Genomic DNA, 20368 nt, shown 5'->3' with positions numbered 1-20368 from the left:
ACGACAACGCGGCAAGGCGCGGTGCCTGGGGGTCCCCCCGGACGGAGTCTGGGGGAGGCCCGGGCCCGGCCATGATCCGCCGGACACCCCCTAGGACCCTGGGCCCAGGCCCGGTCGGCCGCGGGCCCGATGCGGAGGGGCGGCGGCGCTGCGAGGCTGGTGCGCATGACGGAGTTCAAGGGTTTCAGCGAGGCGGAGCTGGCGTACCTCGGGTCGCAGCATCTGGGGCGGCTGGCGACGGTGGACGCGGCCGGGCAGCCGCAGGCGAACCCGGTGGGGTTCTTCCCGCAGGAGGACGGGACGATCCTGGTCGGCGGCCGGGCGATGGGATCGACGAAGAAGTGGCGGAACCTCCGGGGGAACCCGCGGCTCGCGCTGGTGGTGGACGATCTGGTGAGCACCCGGCCGTGGAAGGTCCGGGGGATCGAGATCCGCGGCCGCGCCACGCTGGAGGTGGGCCCGCACACGCTGGGCCCGCACTTCAGCCCGGAGGTGATCCGGATCCACCCGGAGCGGGTGTTCGCATGGGGCCTGGAGGCCTGACCACTGACACCCGGCGCCCGGCGCCCGGCGCCGGGCGCCCGGCGCCCGACACGCGACACGCGACACGCGACGAAGCAGGAGTCAGGCGCCGGACGTCAGGCTTCGGGCTCAGAGGTGGCCGCCCCGCTTCGCCGCGTAATTGGCCCGGCCGGTCGCCGACTTGATGCGCCAGTCCCGGCGGATCTCGGAGCGGAGCCGCGCGTCCGTCTTGGCGACGATCCGCTGGTTCTCCCGCAACAGCTTGCGGTAGCTCTCCAGGCGCCGCTGCGGCAGTGCGCCGGTCTCGACCGCTTCGAGTACCGCGCACCCCGGCTCGGCCTCGTGCGCGCAGTCGTGGAAACGGCAGTCGGCCGCGTACTCCTCGATCTCCGAGAAGACCTGGCCGACCCCGGCCTCGGCGTCCCACAGGCCGACGCCCCGCAGTCCCGGCGTGTCGATGAGGACGCCCCCGCCGGGCAGTGCCAGCAGGTTGCGGGTGGTCGTCGTGTGGCGGCCCTTGCCGTCCACGTCGCGCGCGGCCCGGACGTCCATGACGTCGGAGCCGAGCAGCGCGTTCGCCAGCGTGGACTTGCCCGCGCCCGAGATGCCGAGCAGCACGCTCGTGCCGTCGGCGACGACCGCCGCCAGGACGTCCGTGCCCTCCCCGGTGAGGGAGGAGACGGTGAGGACGCCGACGCCCGGCGCCGTGGTCTCCACGTCCTGGACCAGGTGCGAGAGCGTCACCGGGTCCGGTACGAGGTCCGCCTTGGTCAGGACGACCAGCGGCTGCGCGCCGGACTCCCAGGCGAGGGCCAGGAAGCGCTCGATGCGGCCCAGGTCGAGTTCGACGGCCAGGGAGACCGCGATGATCGCGTGGTCGACGTTGGCGGCCAGGATCTGCCCCTCGGAGCGCTGCGAGGAGGTGGAGCGTACGAAGGCGGTCCGGCGCGGCAGGTACGTCTTCACGTACCGGGGGTTGCCGGCCGCCTCGACCGCGGCCCAGTCACCGGTGCAGATGACGCGGAGCGGGTCGTGCGGGGTGACGAAGGCGGTGTCGGCGCGGACGATGCCGTCCGCGGTCATGACGTCGCACTGGCCTCGGTCCACCCGCACCACGCGGCCGGGCACCAGGCCCTGCTCGGTATAGGGGGCGAACCCGGCCTCCCACGCCTCGTCCCAGCCGAAGGGGGTGAGGGCGTGCGCGTGCGAAGAAGACGGAGAGGAAGAAGAAGACGGAGAGGAAGAGAAAGACAAGGGGAACCCTTCACAGGGTGGCCCCGGCAGCGCGCGCCCAGCGGCGCGCGAAGAGGTGTGAGGTCAGCCGGAGACCACGGAAGTGACATTGATGGTCTTCTGGGTGCGGTCCGCGCCCTGCGTGACGACAGTCATCAATGAACTCACCTCCGGGTCATGCACGTGCTGGCAGTGCCCCGCTGATCGGCGGGAACACATGGACCGTAACAAGTGCGCTCAGGAGCGTGCCAATTCTTTTTCCGGTCTTCCCGGCCGCTTCCGCAGCGCGCGCACATGTCCGATTCGTTCAAGACCATCGGGCCCGGCGGCTCCTAGCCTGGCCGCATGACTCCACGACTCGACATGATCGGCCTGGTCGTCTCCGACATGGCCGCCTCGCTCGCCTTCTACCGCCGTCTGGGCCTGGACATCCCGGCCGGGGCGGAGGAACAGCCGCACGTGGAGGCCGTCCTCCCCGGCGGGCTCCGGATCGCCTGGGACACGGAGGACGTCATCCGCTCCTTCGACCCGTCCTGGACCCGCCCCGCCGGGGACAGCCGGCGGGAGCTGGCGTTCCTGTGCGACTCCCCCGCCGAGGTGGACGCGGTGTACGCCGAGCTGGCGGACGCCGGGTACAAGGGCCATCTGGAGCCCTGGGACGCCTTCTGGGGGCAGCGCTACGCCATCGTGCTCGACCCGGACGGCTGCGGCGTCTCGCTGTTCGCCGCCGCCGGAGCGTAGGACGGGGCGAACGCCGCCGCATAGGCCCCCGGGGTGGTCCCGGCCAGCGCGCGCACGTCGCGGGCGAGATGGGCCTGGTCCGCGTACCCGGCCCGGTACGCCACCTCGGCCTGCGGCAGCCCCCGCCGGGCCAGCGCCAGTGCCCGTTGGAGCCGCAGCACCCGCCCGAGCGTGCGGGGGCCGTAGCCGAAGGCGTCGAGGGAGCGCCGGTGCAGCTGGCGCGCCCCGAGGCCGACCGCCGCGGCCACGGCGGCCACCGACTCCCCCGCGCGGAGCCCGGCCGCCACGCGGGCGGCGAGGGGGTCGGGGGGCGCGCTCCGGGCCGCGCGGCTGCGGGCCAGCCGCTCCAGCCCCGCGCCGGGGTCCTCGTACGCGGTCATCCGCTCGGCGAGGCCGCGCACCTCGGGACCCGGCCAGAGGTCGGCCAGCTCGACCCGCCGGTCGCGCAGCTCGTACGCCGGTACGCCGAGCAGTGCGGGCGCCGTACCGGGGGCGAACCTCAGCCCGGCGAAGGCCCCGCCCGGCACCTCCCCGGCGGGGTGCGGGCCGGTGTCGGGGCCCGCCACCAGCAGCCGCCCGTCGACCCACAGCAGGTCCATGCAGCCGTCGGGCACCACCGGCCCGCCGGGCGCCCCGGAACGCCACACGATCGCGCCGGGCACCAGCGGGGACGTCCGTTCTTCGTACACGGCGCCAGGCTACGGCGGGGCCGGCGGTCAGTGCTTGCGCAGCCGGGAGGAGTAGTCCTCCGGCGGCAGGAACTTCGACCAGCGCTCCGGGAACTCGGACGGCATCCCGGCGTCCCCTTCGTCGTCGTCCTCCGACTCGCCCTCGGCGAGCGCCCGCCAGGCGGCGGCGCGCGCGATCAGCTGCGCGGCCTCCGCCTCGCGGACCCGCTCGTTCGCCTCGCGGGCCGCGGCGGTGGCCACGGACGGCCAGACGCGGTCGATGGCGGCGTTCACGGCCGCGCCGACGAGGACGGCGAAGGCCGAGACGCCGATCCACAGCAGGACGGCGACGGGGGCGGCCAGCGATCCGTAGATGGTCGGGCCCTCGACGGTGTTCGTGAGGTAGATCCGCAGCAGGAACGAGCCCAGCACCCACATGGCGAGCGCCACGAGCGCGCCCGGCACGTCCTCGATCCACGGGGAGCGCACGGGTACGGACACGTGGTACAGCGTGGTCAGGAAGGCGATGGACAGCAGGGTGACCGTCGGCCAGTAGAGCACCGCGATCACTTCCGTGCTCCAGGGCACCCAGCGGACGACGGCGTCCGGCCCCGCCACCATCAGCGGCAGCACGATCGCGCCGATCACCAGGGCGATCACGTACAGCAGGAAGGACAGCAGCCGGGTCTTGACGATGCCGCGCTGGCCGTCGAGCCCGTACATCACGGTGATGGTGTCGATGAAGACGTTGACGGCGCGCGAGCCCGACCAGAGGGCGAACGCGAAGCCGAGGGAGATCAGGTCCGGGCGGCCTCGGCTGGTGACGTCGTCGAGCATCGGTTTCGCGATGTCGCTGACGCCCCGGTCGGAGAGCACCGTGCCGACCGCGCTCAGGATGTTCTCCTCGATGGAGGCCACGAAGGTGCCGCCCGTCCAGCCGTCGACGTACCCGAGCACGCCCAGCAGGCCGAGGAACAGCGGCGGCAGCGACAGCAGCGTGAAGAACGCGGCCTCGGCGGCCAGGCCGAGGATCCGGTACTCGACGCACGAATTGACGGTGTCTTTCAGGAGCAGCCACGCCATCTTGCGTTTGGAGACGTTGCGGTAGAGGGCGCGGGCCCGATGGAGCCGCCCGGGGACCCGCTCGGGTGTTTCTTTTGCTGGCTGCACGTCCTTACGGTATCCGCATGGCAGCCACCACCCACACAGTCACCAACCAGGCCCCTCCCTTGGCGGGCTACGACGTCTACGGCACCGACCGGGCCCTGCGCGAGGGCGTGGAGCGCCACCTGTCGGACGCGGCGCCCGAACTCCTCGGAGAGGTACGGGAGGAGCTCTCGGAACTCGGACGGGCCGCGGGCTCGGCGCAGGCCCGGCGGTGGGGCGCGCTGGCGAACGAGAACCCCCCGGAACTGCGTACGCACGACCGGTACGGCAACCGGATCGACGAGGTGGAGTTCCACCCGGCCTGGCACCGGCTGCTCGGGCACGCGGTGGGCGCCGGGCTCACCGATGCGTGGGGGCGGCCGGCCGGGCATCTGCGCCGGGCGGCCGGGTTCTTCGTGTGGTCGCAGGCCGAGGCGGGGCACGGCTGCCCGGTCTCGATGACCCATGCGGCCGTGCCGGCGCTGCGGACGGACCCGGAGCTCGCCGCCGAGTGGGAGCCGCGGCTGACCTCGCACGTGTACGAGGAGGGGCTCCGGCCGGCCGCGCAGAAGGCCGGGGTGCTGTTCGGCATGGGGATGACGGAGAAGCAGGGCGGCAGCGACGTACGGGCGAACACGACGGCGGCGAAGCCGCTGGACGCGGCGGGCGAGTACCTGCTGACGGGGCACAAGTGGTTCTGCTCGGCGCCGATGTCGGACGGGTTCCTGGTGCTGGCGCAGGCGCCTGCGGGGCTGACCTGCTTCCTGGTGCCGCGGGTGCTCCCGGACGGCACGCGCAACGTGTTCGCGATCCAGCGGCTGAAGGACAAGCTCGGCAACCGGTCGAACGCGTCGGCCGAGGTGGAGTTCGACGGCACGTGGGCACGGCGGGTCGGCGAGGAGGGGCGGGGGGTGCGGACCATCATCGGGATGGTCGCGGCGACCCGGCTGGACTGCGTCCTGGGCTCGGCCGCGCTGATGCGGCAGGCGCTGACGCAGGCCGTGCACCATACGGAGCACCGCTCTGCTTTCGGAGCACGGCTCATCGAGCAGCCGCTGATGCGCAATGTGCTGGCCGACCTCGCCCTGGAGTCGGAGGCGGCCACCACGCTCGCGCTGCGGCTCGCGGCTGCGCAGGACGCCGTCCAGGACACGGCGACGGAGCAGGAGCGGGCCTTCCTGCGCATCGCGGTGCCCACCGCGAAGTACTGGGTGACCAAGCGCTGTACGCCGATGGTGGCGGAGGCGCTGGAGTGTCTGGGCGGTAACGGCTACGTCGAGGAGTCCGGGCTGCCGCGCATGCTGCGTGAGTCCCCGCTGAACTCGATCTGGGAGGGCTCGGGCAATGTGCAGGCCCTGGACGTCCTGCGGGCGCTGCAGCGGGAGCCGCAGGCGCTGAACGCGTTCCTCCAGGAGGTGGGGCAGGCGCGCGGCGCCGACCACCGGCTGGATTCGGCCATCAAGGGGCTGCTGACGGAGCTCGCGGACCTGGAGGGCATCGAGGCGCGGGGGCGCCGGGTGGTGGAGCGGATGGCTCTGGTGCTCCAGGGATCGCTGCTGGTGCGCTGGGCGCCGCCGGAGGTGGCGGACGCGTTCTGCGCCTCCCGCCTGGGCGGTGACGGGGGTGCGGCCTTCGGCACGCTGCCGCACAGCCTGGGGCTGGGCGCGCTGGTCGAACGGGCGCGGATCGCGGGCTAGGTTCCGGGCCCTGTCCCCAAACAGGTCCGGGCCGGGATCCGGGCCCGTTGACCGGGAGCAGGGGTGGCACCGCGCCGACTCGGCACCACCCCTGATCCGAAAGCCCCGAGGAGGAGCTGGCACGCCGCGAGGCGGCGTCCGGACAGTTTCGGTCGGGTGACCGGGACTTGGCGAGAGTTGCATACCGTTGCAACCCTCTGAGTCGGAACCGTCCGCCGTGCGTGCCCGGGGAAGCGGCACGCGCGGACCGCCCGGGCGGGTTCCCTCGTACGTCCTGTTCCACACGGGGAGGTTCCGGTGGCCTACACCGCAGGCAGCACGGTCGATGTGGCACGCATCTCGGCCATGGACGCGCGGGAGGCCGCGCGTCTGCTCAAGGGGGTACGGGCGGCCGCGCTGGCCGGGGACCGGCCTCCGGCGGAGCCCCGGCCGGAGATCGCCGAGTCCTGGCGCCGGATGCTCGCCGGCGGGGTGCACCCGGACCGGGACGCGCGCTCGCGGATGCTGTCGGCGGCCGAGACCGAGGAGCGGCGGCAGGTCTCGCCGCTGCGGGAGATCCTGCCGGTGCTGCGCGAGGGGCTGCTGCCGACGCTGGACACGGCGCTGCACATCATGGTCGTCGCCGACGCGGAGGGGCGGCTGCTGTGGCGGGAGGGGGCCACGCCGATCCTGCGCAAGGCGGACCGGCTCGGGTTCTCGGTGGGCGCCGACTGGGACGAGGCGGTGGTCGGCACCAACGGGGTGGGCACCGCCCTGGTGGCCCGGCAGCCCGTCCAGGTGTTCTCGGCGGAGCACTTCGTCTCCAGCCACCACGACTGGACCTGCGCGGGGGCCCCGGTGCGGGACCCGCGGGACGGGCGGCTGCTCGGCGTGGTGGACGTCAGCGGGCCGCTGGCCACCATGCACCCGGCCACGCTGGCGTGGGTGAGCTCGGTGGCCCGGCTCGCGGAGCGGGAGCTGCGGATCCGGCACCTGGAGTCGCTGGAGCGGCTGCGGGCGGTCGCGGCGCCGCTGCTGGCCCGGCTGCCCGGGCGGGCCGTCGCGGTGGACCCGCACGGCTGGACGGCGGCGGTGACGGGCCTGGCCCCGGCGGACCGGATCCCGCTGCCGAAGGGGTTCGGGCCGGGCCGGGTGTGGGTGCCGCAGCTCGGGGACTGCGCGGTGGAGCCGCTGCCGGGCGGCTGGTTGCTGCGCATCGCGGAGGAGCCCTGCACGGCCGCGGCGGCGAGCCGGGTCGTGCTGGACCTGAGCCGTCCACGCGCGTGGTCGGCGACGGTGTACGGGGCCGCGGGGAGCTGGTCCCAGGAGCTGAGCCCGCGCCACGCGGAGCTGCTGTTCCTGCTGGCGGAGAGCCCGCGGGGGCGGTCGGCGGCGGAGTTGTCGGCGGAGCTGTTCGGGGACCCGACGCGGACGGTGACGGTCCGGGCGGAGCTGTCCCGGGTACGGCGGCACCTGGGCGGGGTCCTGACCCACCGCCCGTACCGCTTCGCGGACGACGTGGAGGTGGAGCTGATCCGCCCCGCCGACCCGGCCGCACTGCTGCCGCACTCGACGGCACCGGCGGTGATCAAGGGCCGCCTGGGCCGCACGGGGGCGGGCATGATTCCCTGACCTGCATGAGCACCATCACACTCACCACCTGGTCCCTGGAAATGACCTCGCCGCAGGACCTGGTCCGGGCGTCCGTCCCAGGGCCTGAGATCAGCGTCCGGCGGGCGGAGGTCCCCTCGCCGGAGTTCAGCCGCTTCCTCTACGCCTCGGTGGGCGGTGACATCCACTGGACGGACCGGCTGTCGCTGACCCGCGCGCAGTGGGTGGAGCAGCTGAGCCGTCCCGGTGTGGAGACGTGGGTGGCGTACGACCGCGGGACGCCGGCGGGGTACGTGGAACTCGACCCGCAGGCCGACGGGGTGGTGGAGATCATGTACTTCGGGCTGCTCCCGGACTTCCGGGGGCGCCGCATCGGCGGGCACCTGCTGACGCTGGGGGCCGAAGCGGCCTGGTCCCTGGCGGAGCGCTGGCCGGGACGCGAGGCCACGACGCGGGTGTGGCTCCACACGTGCAGCGAGGACGGCCCGACGGCGATGGACAACTACCTCCGCCGCGGTTTCAAGGTCTTCCGCACGGAAACGGAGCCGAAGGAGTCCGCCCCCACCCCGGGCCCCTGGCCGGGGGCGTAGGAGCCCTCGTACGGCATCCGGGCCGCGGGAGGCGGCCCGTCTCGTGCAGCGCGGCGTGGCTGCGGGGACGTGGCTGGAGGTCGTCCACGTACAGGCCGCGGCTCCCGCTGGAATACCGCACCGGGGTGATGCCCGCGGTCGTGATGCCCGCGGTCGCACAGGACACGCCCGCCCCGCCCCATGCCACCGAGCCGCTGGCCATCCGGCCGGCGGCCCCCGAACCGCAGGCCCCCGCCGTCCCCCCGGCCGCCGAGCCGGCGGCCGACGCCCTCAAGAGACTCCGGCGCGAGGGTCCCGAGGCGAACGGGATCGAGGGCTTGACTCCACTGCGCCGCGCCACCCCGGGCACCCCTCCTGCCCTCGCCCTCCGGCCCCACCCGCTAGCCGGGCCCAAGGGCGCTCGCGAGAGCGAAGCCACGGCGCCTCACCGCGAAGGCGCAGGTAGCGTGGATGGAGCTCCGTCCTCACCGGCCCACGCACGTCACAGCGTGACCCCCGTCACGCTGTCTTGCGATTCGGGACGAGTTCGTCCGCATCATGGACAGTAGTGGACTCCTCCAATCGGCACATGACACGCTTCCGCCATGAATGGAGCTGGAATTGCCTTGGTGAGTCGGCGGCACGTCGACCTCGGCCGCATGTCCAGCGCCATCTGTCCGGCGAGCTGACGGAACCAGCCACCGCCGCACATCGCCGTCGTCCCCGCCGCTGCGGACGCGTCGATCCCCGAAGCACCTGCACGTCCCCTGAAGGCCGAACACCGCCCTGACCACCGGAAACACCGGAAACGGGCGGCGATCAGCCGCACCTGCTCAGCGGCAGGGCCGACGACAGGGGTTCGCCGCCACTCCCCTGCCCTTGCATTGAAGCCGCCGAAGAAGGATGTACCGCCATGGCCGCCACCCCCGAAACGCCCGCCGCCGCGCGCCGAAAGACCGGCCGTCACCGCGGTGAGGGTCAGTGGGCCGTTGGACACCACACCCCCCTCAACGGCAACGAGCAGTTCAAGAAGGACGACGACGGTCTCAACGTGCGGACACGCATTGAGACGATCTACTCCAAGACGGGCTTCGACTCGATCGACCCCAACGACCTGCGCGGCCGCATGCGCTGGTGGGGTCTGTACACCCAGCGCAAGCCCGGGATCGACGGCGGCAAGACCGCGATCCTGGAGCCGGAGGAGCTGGACGACAAGTACTTCATGCTGCGCGTCCGCATCGACGGCGGCCGGCTGACCACCGAGCAGCTCCGCGTCATCGGCGAGATCTCCCAGGAGTTCGCGCGCGGCACCGCGGACCTCACGGACCGCCAGAACGTGCAGTACCACTGGATCCGGATCGAGGACGTCCCGGAGATCTGGCGCCGCCTGGAGGCCGTCGGGCTGTCGACCACCGAGGCCTGCGGTGACACGCCCCGCGTCATCCTCGGCTCGCCCGTCGCCGGCATCGCCCAGGACGAGATCATCGACGGCACGCCCGCCATCGACGAGATCCACCGCCGGATCGTGGGCAACCCGGACTTCTCCAACCTGCCCCGCAAGTTCAAGTCCGCGGTCTCCGGTTCGCCGCTGCTCGACGTGGCGCACGAGATCAACGACATCGCCTTCGTCGGCGTGACCCACCCCGAGCACGGCCCCGGCTTCGACGTCTGGGTCGGCGGCGGGCTCTCGACCAACCCCAAGCTGGGCGTCCGCCTCGGCACCTGGGTCTCGCTCGACGAGGTCCCGGACGTCTACGAGGGCGTCATCTCGATCTTCCGCGACTACGGCTACCGCCGCCTGCGCACCCGCGCCCGGCTGAAGTTCCTCGTCGCCGACTGGGGCCCGGCCAGGTTCCGCCAGGTCCTGGAGGACGAGTACCTGAAGCGCAAGCTGACCGACGGCCCCGCGCCGGAGCAGCCGAGCGGCCAGTGGCGCGACCACGTCGGCGTCCACCAGCAGCAGGACGGCCGCTTCTACGTCGGCTTCGCGCCCCGCGTCGGCCGCGTGGACGGTGCCACCCTCACCAAGATCGCGGACGTTGCCGAGCAGCACGGCTCAGGCCGTCTGCGCACCACCGCCGAGCAGAAGATGATCGTGCTCGACATCGAGGCCGACCAGGTCGACTCCGTCGTCGCGTCCCTGGAGGCGCTGGACCTGCGGGTCAAGCCGTCCCCGTTCCGCCGCGGCACGATGGCCTGCACCGGCATCGAGTTCTGCAAGCTGGCCATCGTCGAGACGAAGGCGCGCGGCGCCTCGCTCATCGACGAGCTGGAGCGGCGCCTGCCGGAGTTCGCCGAGCCGCTCACCATCAACATCAACGGCTGCCCGAACGCCTGCGCCCGTATCCAGGTGGCGGACATCGGTCTCAAGGGCCAGCTGGTCCTGGACGACGACGGCAACCAGGTGGAGGGCTACCAGGTCCACCTGGGCGGTGCGCTCGGCCTGGAGGCCGGCTTCGGCCGCAAGGTCCGCGGCCTCAAGGTCACCTCGGCCGGTCTGCCCGACTACGTCGAGCGGGTCGTCACGCGCTTCCAGGAGCAGCGCGGCGACGGCGAGCGCTTCGCCGCGTGGGTGACCCGTGCGAAGGACGAGGACCTCTCGTGAGCGAGCGCGCGGCCCCGTTCTACTGCCCGTACTGCGGCGACGAGGACCTGTTTCCGAACGAGACGGGCCACGGCGCCTGGGAATGCAGGGCCTGCAACCGAGCCTTCCAGCTGAAGTACCTCGGGCTGCTGGCCCGGGGCGTCCAGTCCGACACCGCTGGGGGGGAAGCGATATGACGACGAGTCAGGCAGTGGAGACGCGCGATCTCAAGGCGCTGGCCGAGCAGGCGGGCCGCGACCTCGAGGACGCGTCCCCGCTGGAGATCCTCACGTGGGCGGCCGAGACCTTCGGCCGGAAGTTCGCCGTGACCTCCTCCATGGAGGACGCGGTCGTCGCCCACCTGGCCTCCCGTGCCTTCCCCGGCGTGGACGTCGTCTTCCTCGACACGGGCTACCACTTCGAGGAGACCATCGGCACCCGCGACGCGGTCGAGGCCGTGATGGACGTCAACGTCATCACCCTCACCCCGCGGCAGACGGTGGCCGAGCAGGACGCGGAGTACGGCCCGAAGCTGCACGACCGCGACCCCGACCTGTGCTGCGCACTGCGCAAGGTCAAGCCGCTGGAAGAGGGCCTGACCGCGTACGAGGCGTGGGCGACGGGCCTGCGCCGCGACGAGTCCCCGACCCGGGCGAACACCCCGGTCGTCGGCTGGGACGAGAAGCGGCAGAAGGTCAAGATCTCCCCCATCGCCCGCTGGACCCAGGACGACGTGGACGCGTACGTCGCGGAGCACGGCGTCCTGACCAACCCGCTGCTGATGGACGGCTACGCCTCCGTCGGCTGCGCCCCCTGCACCCGCCGCGTGGCGGAGGGCGAGGACGCACGGGCCGGCCGCTGGGCCGGGCGGGCCAAGACCGAGTGCGGGCTGCACGGCTGATGAACGATCCCAGAGCAATCGACGACTTCGAAGAACCGACGGAGACAGAGCAGATGAGCGTGAGCGACCAGGGCGCCACCGTGTGGCTGACCGGGCTGCCGAGCGCGGGGAAGACCACCATCGCCTACGCGCTGGCCGAGCGGCTGCGCGTCGAGGGCCACCGCGTGGAGGTCCTCGACGGCGACGAGATCCGCGAGTTCCTCTCCGCCGGCCTCGGCTTCACCCGGGAGGACCGCCACACCAACGTGCAGCGGATCGGCTTCGTCGCCGAACTCCTCGCGAGCAACGGCGTCAAGGCGCTCGTGCCGGTGATCGCGCCGTTCGCGGACAGCCGCGAGGCCGTCCGGGGGCGGCACGCCGCCGAGGGCACCTCGTACCTGGAGGTCCATGTGGCCACCCCGGTCGAGGTCTGCTCCGAGCGTGACGTGAAGGGCCTGTACGCCAAGCAGGCGGCGGGCGAGATCTCCGGTCTGACCGGCGTCGACGACCCGTACGAGGCTCCGGAGTCCCCGGATCTCCGCATCGAGTCGCACACGCAGACCGTGCAGGAGTCGGCTTCGGCCCTGCACGCGCTGCTCACCGAGAGGGGTCTGGCATGACGGCCACCGTCGCTCACCTGCACGACGAGACGGACGCGCCCTACGCGCTGTCGCACCTCGACGCCCTCGAATCGGAGGCCGTGCACATCTTCCGCGAGGTGGCGGGCGAGTTCGAGAAGCCGGTGATCCTGTTCTCCGGCGGCAAGGACTCCATCGTGATGCTGCACCTGGCGCTGAAGGCGTTCGCGCCGGCGCCGGTGCCGTTCACGCTGCTGCACGTGGACACCGGGCACAACTTCCCCGAGGTCCTCGCCTACCGGGACGCGGCCGTGGCGAAGCACAACCTGCGCCTGCACGTGGCCTCCGTCCAGGAGTACATCGACGCCGGCAAGCTCCGCGAGCGCCCCGACGGCGTCCGCAACCCGCTGCAGACCGTCCCCCTCACGGAGGCGATCCAGAGCCTCAAGTTCGACGCCGTGTTCGGCGGCGGCCGACGCGACGAGGAGAAGGCCCGCGCCAAGGAGCGGGTGTTCAGCCTCCGCGACGAGTTCTCCCAGTGGGACCCGCGCCGCCAGCGCCCCGAGCTGTGGCAGCTCTACAACGGCCGCCATGCCCCCGGCGAGCACGTGCGCGTCTTCCCGCTGTCCAACTGGACCGAGCTGGACGTGTGGCAGTACATCGCCCGCGAGGGCATCGAGCTGCCGGAGATCTACTTCGCCCACGAGCGCGAGGTCTTCCAGCGCAACGGCATGTGGCTGACGGCCGGCGAGTGGGGCGGCCCGAAGGAGGGCGAGACGCCCGAGACGCGCCTCATCCGCTACCGCACCGTCGGTGACATGTCCTGCACCGGTGCCGTCGACTCCGACGCCACCACGCTGGACGCCGTGATCACCGAGATCGCCGCCTCCCGGCTCACCGAGCGGGGTGCGACCCGCGCCGACGACAAGATGTCCGAGGCCGCGATGGAAGACCGCAAGCGCGAAGGGTACTTCTAGAAATGACCTCCACCACCGAGCAGTTCGCCGATCTGTCGGCGACCACGCTGCTGCGCTTCGCGACCGCCGGTTCCGTCGACGACGGCAAGTCCACGCTGGTCGGGCGGCTGCTGCACGACTCCAAGTCGGTCCTGACGGACCAGCTGGAGGCCGTCGAGGCCGTCTCCGCCCAGCGCGGCCAGGACGCCCCCGACCTCGCGCTGCTCACCGACGGCCTGCGGGCCGAGCGTGAGCAGGGCATCACCATCGACGTCGCGTACCGCTACTTCGCCACCGCGCGCCGCCGGTTCATCCTGGCGGACACCCCGGGGCACGTGCAGTACACCCGGAACATGGTCACCGGCGCCTCCACCGCCGACCTGGCCGTGGTCCTCGTCGACGCCCGCAACGGCGTGATCGAGCAGACCCGCCGGCACGCCGCCGTCGCGGCCCTGCTGCGCGTGCCGCACGTGGTCCTGGCCGTCAACAAGATGGACCTGGTGGGCTACGAGGAGGCGGTCTTCGCATCGATCGCCGAGGAGTTCACCGCGTACGCCTCGGACCTGGGAGTCCCGGAGATCACCGCGATCCCGATCTCGGCGCTCGCCGGCGACAACGTGGTCGAGCCGTCCGCCCACATGGACTGGTACGGCGGCCCGACCGTGCTGGAGCACCTGGAGACCGTTCCGGTCAGCCACGACCTGACCGCCTGCCCGGCGCGTTTCCCGGTGCAGTACGTGATCCGCCCCCAGACCGCGGAGCACCCGGACTACCGCGGCTACGCGGGCCAGATCGCCTCCGGCGTGCTGCGCGTCGGCGAGGCCGTCACCGTCCTGCCGTCGGGCCGTACCTCCGTCATCGAGGGGATCGACGCCCTCGGCGAGAGCGTGGACATCGCCTGGGCACCGCAGTCGGTGACGGTGCGCCTGAAGGACGACATCGACATCTCGCGCGGCGACCTGATCGCGCCGTCCGCGAGCGCCCCCGCCACCACGCAGGACGTCGTCGCGACGGTCTGCCACGTCGCGGACCAGCCGCTGGCCGTCGGTGCGCGGGTGCTGCTCAAGCACACCACGCGCACGGTCAAGGCGATCGTCAAGGAGATCCCCTCGCGGCTGACCCTGGACGACCTGTCCCAGCACCCGAACCCCGGGCAGCTGGTGGCCAACGACATCGGCCGCGTCGTCGTCCGCACCGCCGAGCCGCTCGCGCTCGACGCGTACGCCGACTCGCGCCGCACCGGGTCCTTCCTGCTGATCGACCCGGCGGACGGGACCACCCTGGCGGCCGGCATGGCGGGCGAGTCCTTCGCCTCCCGCGCCGAGACCACCGTCCAGGCGGATGAAGAAGGGTGGGACTTCTAGATCATGCTCCTCGACATCTACTCCACCTTCGCCAAGGAGGGCGGCCGCGTGGGCAGCGGCCGCCTCGGCAGCGGCCAGGGAGGGGTGGCGCGATGTGCGCGATGACGTACGCGCACCGCATGCGCGCCCTCGCCCCCCACGAGCCGTACCCGCCCTCGCTCCACAGACGAAGACGTGCGTCATGAGATGACGCTGCGAGAGGAAGCCCTCCGTGCCTGCCACCAGCAACACTCGTAAGACCGTTCGCCGCGGTGTCGCCGCCGCTGCCGCCCTGCCGCTCCTGATCGGCGCGCTCGCCTCCTGCGGCTATGGCTCGCAGGCCCAGAAGGACGACGCCGGCACGTCCGCCGCCCCTGCCGCCGACGCGAAGAAGCTCTCCGCCTCCGAGGTCCGCATCGGGTACTTCCCGAACCTGACGCATGCCACCGCCCTGGTCGGCATCCAGGAAGGCCTGATCGCCAAGGAGCTCGGCGGCACCGCGATCAAGCCGCAGACCTTCAACGCCGGCCCGTCCGAGATCGAAGCCCTGGGCGGCGGCTCTCTCGACATCGGCTTCATCGGCCCCTCGCCGTCGATCAACGGCTACGTGAAGTCCAAGAGCACCAACCTGCGGATCGTCTCCGGTTCCGCCTCCGGCGGCGTGAAGCTCGTCGTGAACCCGGACAAGATCAAGACCCTGGACGACGTCAAGGGCAAGAAGATCGCCACCCCGCAGAAGGGGAACACGCAGGACGTCGCGTTCCTCAACTGGATCTCCGAGAAGGGCTGGAAGGTCGACCCGGAGTCCGGCAAGGGCGACGTCTCCGTCGTCCGTACGGACAACAAGGTGACCCCGGACGCCTTCAAGCAGGGTTCGATCGACGGCGCCTGGGTGCCGGAGCCGACCGCTTCCAAGCTCGTCGCCGACGGCGGCTCCGTCCTGCTCGACGAGACCGGCCTGTGGCCCGACAAGAAGTTCGTGATCACGAACGTCATCGTGTCGCAGAAGTTCCTCAAGGAGCACGCGGACGTCGTCGAGGCCGTCCTGCGCGGCACGGTGAAGACCAACGAGTGGATCAACGCCAACCCGGACAAGGCGAAGGCCTCCGCCAACGCGGCGCTCAAGGCGCTCGGCGGCAAGGAGCTGGAGCCCTCGGTCATCGACCCGGCGTGGAAGAGCATCCTCGTCACCGACGACCCGCTGGCGGCCACGCTGAAGACCGAGTCCGACTGGGCGGTCAAGGCGGGGCTCATCGAGCAGCCCGACCTCGCCGGCATCTACGACCTGACGCTCCTGAACAAGGTGCTGGGGGCCGCCGGCAAGCCCGAGGTCTCGGACGCCGGCCTCGGCGCCAAGTAAGAAGCAGTCCGAATCCCCCAGGAGGTGACGACCATGGCCACCACGCTTGCCAAGGCTGCCGAGGGCTCCGTAGCGGAGCAGACGCACGCCGCGCGGATCGAGCACGTCTCGAAGTCCTTCTCCGGCCCGGCCGGATCGCAGCTCGTGCTGGACGACATCAGCCTCGATGTCGCGCCCGGCGAGTTCGTCACCATCCTGGGGGCCTCGGGGTGTGGGAAGTCCACCCTGCTCAACCTGGTCGCCGGTCTCGACAAGCCCAGCGCGGGCACCATCGAGACCGCCGGCCGGCCCGCCCTGATGTTCCAGGAGCACGCCCTCTTCCCGTGGCTCACCGCGGGCAAGAACATCGAACTCGCCCTGCGCCTGCGCGGGGTGGCCAAGGCCGACCGCAAGCCGGAGGCCGAGCGGCTGCTGGAGCTGGTCCGCCTCGGCGGCGCGTACGGCAAGCGGGTCCACGAGCTGTCCGGCGGCATGCGCCAGCGCGTCGCGCTGGCGCGGGCGCTCGCCCAGGACAGCCCGCTGCTGCTGATGGACGAGCCGTTCGCGGCCCTGGACGCCATCACGCGTGACGTGCTGCACGGCGAGCTCACCCGCATCTGGGCCGAGACGGACGTCTCCGTCCTCTTCGTCACGCACAACGTGCGCGAGGCCGTCCGCCTCGCCCAGCGCGTGGTTCTGCTCTCCTCGCGGCCCGGCCGGGTCGCGAAGGAGTGGACCGTGGACATCCCGCAGCCGCGCCGCATCGAGGACGCGGACGTCGCGGAGCTGTCCGTCGAGATCACTGAACACCTGCGTGGGGAGATCCGCCGCCATGGCCAGCACTGACACCACCCTGAAGGCCAAGGCCAAGAACGACGATCTGGCGGGCCTGGAGGCCGGCCTGGACGCGCTCGACGCGGTGCAGACCCACCGCACCCCGGCCCGCGAGGTCCTCGTCAAGAAGGTCCTGCCGCCGTTCGTCGCCGTCGGCCTGGTGCTGCTGGTGTGGCAGGTCCTCGTCGCGGCGAAGGTCACCGACGAGACCAAGCTCCCCCCGCTGTCCGCGGTCTGGGACAGCCTGTCCGCCATGTGGCTCAAGGGCACCCTGCTGGACGTCATCTGGACCAGTGTCTCCCGCGGTCTGCTCGGCTTCCTGCTCGCCCTCGCCATCGGCACCCCGCTCGGACTGCTCGTCGCCCGGGTGAAGTTCGTCCGGGCCGCGATCGGCCCGATCCTCCAGGGCCTGCAGTCCCTGCCTTCGGTCGCCTGGGTGCCGCCGGCCGTGCTCTGGTTCGGCCTCGACGACGCCATGATGTACACGGTGATCCTGCTGGGCGCGGTCCCGTCCATCGCCAACGGCCTCGTCTCCGGCATCGACCAGGTTCCGCCGCTGTTCCTGCGGGCCGGCCGCACGCTGGGCGCCACCGGACTGCGCGGTGCCCGGCACGTGGTCATGCCGGCCGCCCTGCCGGGCTACCTCGCCGGTCTGAAGCAGGGCTGGGCCTTCTCCTGGCGCTCCCTCATGGCCGCCGAGATCATCGCCAGCTCCCCCGACCTGGGCCTCGGCCTCGGCCAGCTGCTGGAGAACGGCCGCAACAACATCGACCTGCCGGGCGTGTTCCTCGCGATCATCCTGATCCTCGTCGTCGGCATCGCCATCGACCTGCTGATCTTCAGCCCGGCCGAGCGGTGGGTGCTGCGCAGCCGCGGCCTGCTGGTGAAGAGCTGACCGGCATGTCCCCTGCACTGCTGGTCATAGCCCACGGCAGCCGCGATCCGCGGCACGCGGCGACCGTGCACGCCCTCACCCGGCGGGTGCGGGCCCTGCGGCCGGGACTGCGGGTGGCGACGGCGTTCCTGGACTTCAACGCCCCGCGCGTCGACCAGGTGCTGTCCGCCCTCCACGCCGAAGGCGTCCGCGATGTGGTGGCCCTGCCGCTGCTGCTCACGCGGGCCTTCCACGCGAAGGCGGACATCCCGGCGGTGCTCTCGGAGTCCGCGACCCGGCAGCCGGGCCTCGCGGTCCGGCTCGCCGAGGTCCTCGGCCCCTCCCCGCTCCTCACGGAGGCGCTCGAGCGCCGTCTGTGGGAGGCGGGGCTCACCCCGGCGGACCGTGCCGGCACCGGTGTGGTGCTCGCGTCCGCCGGCTCCTCGGACCCGGAGGCGATCGCAGTGATCGCTGAAATCGCGCGGGAGTGGCGGCACACCGGTTGGTGCGCCGTGCGGCCTGCGTTCGCCTCCGCCGCGCTGCCCCGTACGGAAGACGCCGTACGGGCGCTGCGCGCGGAGGGGGTCCGCCGGATCGCGGTGGCCCCGTACGTCATCGCCCCCGGGCGCCTCCCGGACCGCATCGCGGCGGGCGCGCAAGCCGCCGGCGCGGACATCGTGGCCGACGTCCTCGGCGCGGCGCCCGAACTGGCCCGCCTGCTGCTGCGCCGCTACGACGCGGCCGCGCTGGCCCCGTCCCGCCTCCCGGCCCTGACGGCCTGAGGCCGCTGCGTGCGGGCGCGCAAACGCATCCCGCTGCCCGCAGTTCCAGCTTCCTCCGGTACGGGTGGTTCGCAACCGCGCGGCGGGCCGGACACCCCCTAGGCCCTGGCCGCCGCCTCGTCCGCGAGGGACGTCACGTCCGTGATGGACATCGCGCCCGGCGGGAGGCCCTCGCGGGCGAAGATGTTCGCCGCGTGGCGGAGCGTGTCGTTCACCGGGGTCGGGATCCCGTGCAGCCGCCCCAGCAGGGAGATCTCCCCGTTCAGGTAGTCGGCCTCGATCGTGCCCGTGCCGCGCCGCAGCGACTGCCAGGACGAGCCGCCCCGCACGCCCGGCGGCTGGTCGACCTTGCCGTCACGGGCCGCGGCCTGTTCGGCGTCCGAGGCGTACGCGATCCCCGCCGCCTCGAGCGCCGCCCGCCCCTCCCGCTGCGCGCGCAGCAGCAGCGCCGCCTTCGCCGGGTCGGGCTCGGGCCCGGTCGTCGCCTGGATCGCATTGCCCAGGTTCCCCAGCAGCTTCGCGTACTTCCACCGCATCACGTCCTCGACGACCGGCGCCTCGAAGCCGGACTTCTCCAGGTCGGCCGCGATCCGCCGGGCCCGCGCGTCCGCGCCCCCGGCGGCCAGTCCGATGTGCAGGATGCCCGTCAGCGGCGTGCACAGCGCGGACACCGCCCCCGGCTCCAGGAAGGTGGCGGGCAGCCATACGCAGACCCCGTACACGCGCGCGAAGCGGCGCAGCGCCAGCCGCTCGCTCTCCACCCCGTTCTGCGCGCACAGCACCGGCAGCCGCTGCGCCGCCGTGCCGCCGCCCGCCACCTCCGCGTCGCCCCACGCGTCGAGCGCGGCGATCGCGTCCTGGGTCTTCACGGTCAGCAGCAGTACGTCGTCCGGCCGCAGTTCACCCAGCTCCGCCGGGCCCGTGACCACGGGGATCCGGTGCACCCGGGCCCCGTCCGCCGTCGTGAGCCGCAGCCCGTCCGCGGTGAGGGCCTCCGCGTGCGCGCCGCGCGCGACGAGGACGGCCTCGGCGCCCGCCTCCGCCAGCCTTCCGCCGATGGTCGCGCCGATCGCGCCGGCGCCGATGATGATGTAACGCATGGCCAGGAGCCTGGCACATCCGGCCGCCCGCGTTACCGTCGGGGCATGGTGGATCACATGTTCCCTCTCGGCGGCGATCTTCCCGTACGGCGGCTCGGCCTCGGCACGGGCGGTCTGGTCGGACCCGGCTACTGGGGCCCGCGCGGCAGCCGCGCCGAGGCCCGGGCGCTGCTGCACGCCGCCGTCGACCGCGGTGTCACCTTCCTCGACACCGCCGACAACTACGGCCCCGGCCTGGCCGAGGAGCTGATCGCCGAGGCCCTGCACCCGTACGGGGAGCAGCTCGTCATCGCCACGAAGGGCGGGGTGGTGCGCACCGGCCCCGACCGGTGGCACGCCGCGGGGCGTCCCGAGCAGCTGCGGGCGATGTGCGAGGCGAGCCTGCGGCGGCTGCGGGTGGAGCGCATCGGCCTCTACCAGCTGCACCGCTTCGACCCGTCGGTCCCGATGGCCGAACAGCTGGGTGCGCTCGCCGAGTTGCGTACGGAGGGCAAGATCCGGCACATCGGCCTGGACACGGTCACCGCCGAACAGCTGCGCCGGGCGCTGGAGCTCACCCCGATCGCCGCCGTCCAGAACCCGTACAACCTGCTGGACCGCTCGTCGGCGCAGGTACTCGCGCTGTGCGAGGCGCGGGGGATCGCGTTCCTCCCGTACTACCCCCTGGGCAGCGGCGCCCTGACCCGCGAGAGCGCGGCCGCGGTGACCGCCGTGGCCGCCGGGCACCGCGCGGGCCCGGGGCAGATCGCGCTGGCCTGGCTGCTGCACCGGTCGCCGGTGCTGTGCCCCATGCCGGGCACCGGATCCCCCGTCCACCTGGCCGAAAACATTGACGCGGCAACCATCCACCTGACGCCCCGGGAGCTGGCCGTCCTCGACGCGCTCGGCCAGTAGCCCGGCCGTAGGCTGGAAGTGCACGCACGGAGCGGGGA

Annotated in this window: 21 protein-coding genes; 17 read left to right on the top strand and 4 right to left on the bottom strand. The window is 72.6% G+C overall.

What is annotated here, in order from left to right; all coding sequences use genetic code 11:
- The first annotated feature begins 165 nt into the window (after positions 1–165).
- Positions 166–543, top strand: coding sequence for a PPOX class F420-dependent oxidoreductase (locus tag AB0I68_RS29280; protein WP_363180370.1), 378 nt, complete (start codon positions 166–168; stop codon positions 541–543).
- A gap of 108 nt (positions 544–651) precedes the next feature.
- On the opposite strand, the gene rsgA is transcribed toward AB0I68_RS29280, so the two are convergent.
- Complete coding sequence (gene rsgA / locus AB0I68_RS29275) at positions 652–1776, bottom strand: ribosome small subunit-dependent GTPase A (protein ID WP_363180369.1); 1125 nt, start codon at positions 1774–1776, stop codon at positions 652–654.
- Between the two features lie 324 nt (positions 1777–2100).
- Here rsgA and AB0I68_RS29270 point away from each other — a divergent pair, with 324 nt between their 5' ends.
- Positions 2101–2496: a VOC family protein gene (locus AB0I68_RS29270; protein WP_363180368.1), complete on the top strand. Its 396-nt coding sequence runs from the start codon at positions 2101–2103 to the stop codon at positions 2494–2496.
- Here AB0I68_RS29270 and AB0I68_RS29265 read toward each other — a convergent pair.
- Positions 2433–3185 carry a helix-turn-helix domain-containing protein gene (locus AB0I68_RS29265; protein WP_363180367.1) on the bottom strand — a complete coding sequence of 251 codons (753 nt, stop codon included), beginning with the start codon at positions 3183–3185 and terminating at the stop codon, positions 2433–2435. The two genes, AB0I68_RS29270 and AB0I68_RS29265, sit on opposite strands and share 64 nt — an antisense overlap.
- Positions 3186–3212: 27 nt before the next feature.
- A complete protein-coding gene (locus tag AB0I68_RS29260; RefSeq protein ID WP_363180366.1) occupies positions 3213–4334 on the bottom strand; it encodes a YihY/virulence factor BrkB family protein in 1122 nt (373 codons plus the stop codon).
- A 17-nt stretch (positions 4335–4351) separates the two neighbouring features.
- On the opposite strand from AB0I68_RS29260, the gene AB0I68_RS29255 reads away from it, so the two are divergent.
- The 14 genes from AB0I68_RS29255 to AB0I68_RS29190 all read left to right on the top strand — a co-directional run bounded on the left by AB0I68_RS29255 (position 4352) and on the right by AB0I68_RS29190 (position 18336).
- On the top strand, positions 4352–6007 hold the full coding sequence (locus AB0I68_RS29255; RefSeq protein WP_363180365.1) for an acyl-CoA dehydrogenase family protein: 1656 nt from the start codon (positions 4352–4354) through the stop codon (positions 6005–6007).
- A 345-nt stretch (positions 6008–6352) separates the two neighbouring features.
- Positions 6353–7618, top strand: coding sequence for a GAF domain-containing protein (locus AB0I68_RS29250; protein WP_363180374.1), 1266 nt, complete (start codon positions 6353–6355; stop codon positions 7616–7618).
- Between the two features lie 5 nt (positions 7619–7623).
- Positions 7624–8187, top strand: coding sequence for a GNAT family N-acetyltransferase (locus AB0I68_RS29245; RefSeq protein WP_363180364.1), 564 nt, complete (start codon positions 7624–7626; stop codon positions 8185–8187).
- A 584-nt stretch (positions 8188–8771) separates the two neighbouring features.
- Positions 8772–8855, top strand: a complete 84-nt coding sequence (locus tag AB0I68_RS29240) for a putative leader peptide (RefSeq protein WP_309550570.1) — start codon at positions 8772–8774, stop codon at positions 8853–8855.
- Positions 8856–9079: 224 nt separating this feature from the next.
- Positions 9080–10771 (top strand): nitrite/sulfite reductase, encoded by a 1692-nt coding sequence (locus AB0I68_RS29235; protein WP_363180363.1) that lies wholly within the window; start codon positions 9080–9082, stop codon positions 10769–10771.
- Positions 10768–10947 (top strand): hypothetical protein, encoded by a 180-nt coding sequence (locus AB0I68_RS29230; RefSeq protein ID WP_363180362.1) that lies wholly within the window; start codon positions 10768–10770, stop codon positions 10945–10947. Before AB0I68_RS29235 ends, AB0I68_RS29230 begins: the two co-directional genes overlap by 4 nt.
- Positions 10944–11651: a phosphoadenylyl-sulfate reductase gene (locus AB0I68_RS29225; RefSeq protein ID WP_363180361.1), complete on the top strand. Its 708-nt coding sequence runs from the start codon at positions 10944–10946 to the stop codon at positions 11649–11651. Before AB0I68_RS29230 ends, AB0I68_RS29225 begins: the two co-directional genes overlap by 4 nt.
- 53 nt (positions 11652–11704) lie before the next feature.
- Positions 11705–12250: an adenylyl-sulfate kinase gene (gene cysC / locus AB0I68_RS29220; protein WP_363180360.1), complete on the top strand. Its 546-nt coding sequence runs from the start codon at positions 11705–11707 to the stop codon at positions 12248–12250.
- Positions 12247–13185 carry a sulfate adenylyltransferase subunit CysD gene (gene cysD / locus AB0I68_RS29215; RefSeq protein ID WP_363180358.1) on the top strand — a complete coding sequence of 313 codons (939 nt, stop codon included), beginning with the start codon at positions 12247–12249 and terminating at the stop codon, positions 13183–13185. Before cysC ends, cysD begins: the two co-directional genes overlap by 4 nt.
- 2 nt (positions 13186–13187) lie before the next feature.
- Positions 13188–14528: a GTP-binding protein gene (locus AB0I68_RS29210; protein WP_363180357.1), complete on the top strand. Its 1341-nt coding sequence runs from the start codon at positions 13188–13190 to the stop codon at positions 14526–14528.
- 211 nt (positions 14529–14739) lie between these two features.
- Entirely contained in the window at positions 14740–15867 is a 1128-nt protein-coding gene (locus AB0I68_RS29205; protein ID WP_363180356.1) for an aliphatic sulfonate ABC transporter substrate-binding protein, read from the top strand.
- Between the two features lie 33 nt (positions 15868–15900).
- Entirely contained in the window at positions 15901–16692 is a 792-nt protein-coding gene (locus tag AB0I68_RS29200) for an ABC transporter ATP-binding protein (RefSeq protein WP_363180355.1), read from the top strand.
- On the top strand, positions 16679–17575 hold the full coding sequence (locus tag AB0I68_RS29195) for an ABC transporter permease subunit (RefSeq protein ID WP_363180353.1): 897 nt from the start codon (positions 16679–16681) through the stop codon (positions 17573–17575). Before AB0I68_RS29200 ends, AB0I68_RS29195 begins: the two co-directional genes overlap by 14 nt.
- A 5-nt stretch (positions 17576–17580) precedes the next feature.
- A complete protein-coding gene (locus tag AB0I68_RS29190; protein ID WP_363180352.1) occupies positions 17581–18336 on the top strand; it encodes a sirohydrochlorin chelatase in 756 nt (251 codons plus the stop codon).
- 98 nt (positions 18337–18434) lie between these two features.
- Here the strand turns inward: AB0I68_RS29190 and AB0I68_RS29185 are convergent, their stop codons facing one another.
- On the bottom strand, positions 18435–19436 hold the full coding sequence (locus AB0I68_RS29185; RefSeq protein WP_363180351.1) for a 2-dehydropantoate 2-reductase N-terminal domain-containing protein: 1002 nt from the start codon (positions 19434–19436) through the stop codon (positions 18435–18437).
- Between the two features lie 45 nt (positions 19437–19481).
- Here AB0I68_RS29185 and AB0I68_RS29180 point away from each other — a divergent pair, with 45 nt between their 5' ends.
- The gene (locus tag AB0I68_RS29180) at positions 19482–20330 is read left to right on the top strand and encodes an aldo/keto reductase (protein ID WP_363180350.1); all 849 of its coding nucleotides are present in this window, start codon (positions 19482–19484) and stop codon (positions 20328–20330) included.
- Positions 20331–20368 lie beyond the last annotated feature (38 nt).

This window comes from Streptomyces sp. NPDC050448 (genome assembly GCF_040655295.1).
Classification (GTDB): domain Bacteria; phylum Actinomycetota; class Actinomycetes; order Streptomycetales; family Streptomycetaceae; genus Streptomyces.
Note: the sequence above shows the minus strand (reverse complement) of the source record. Positions and strands in the feature narration are given on the sequence as shown.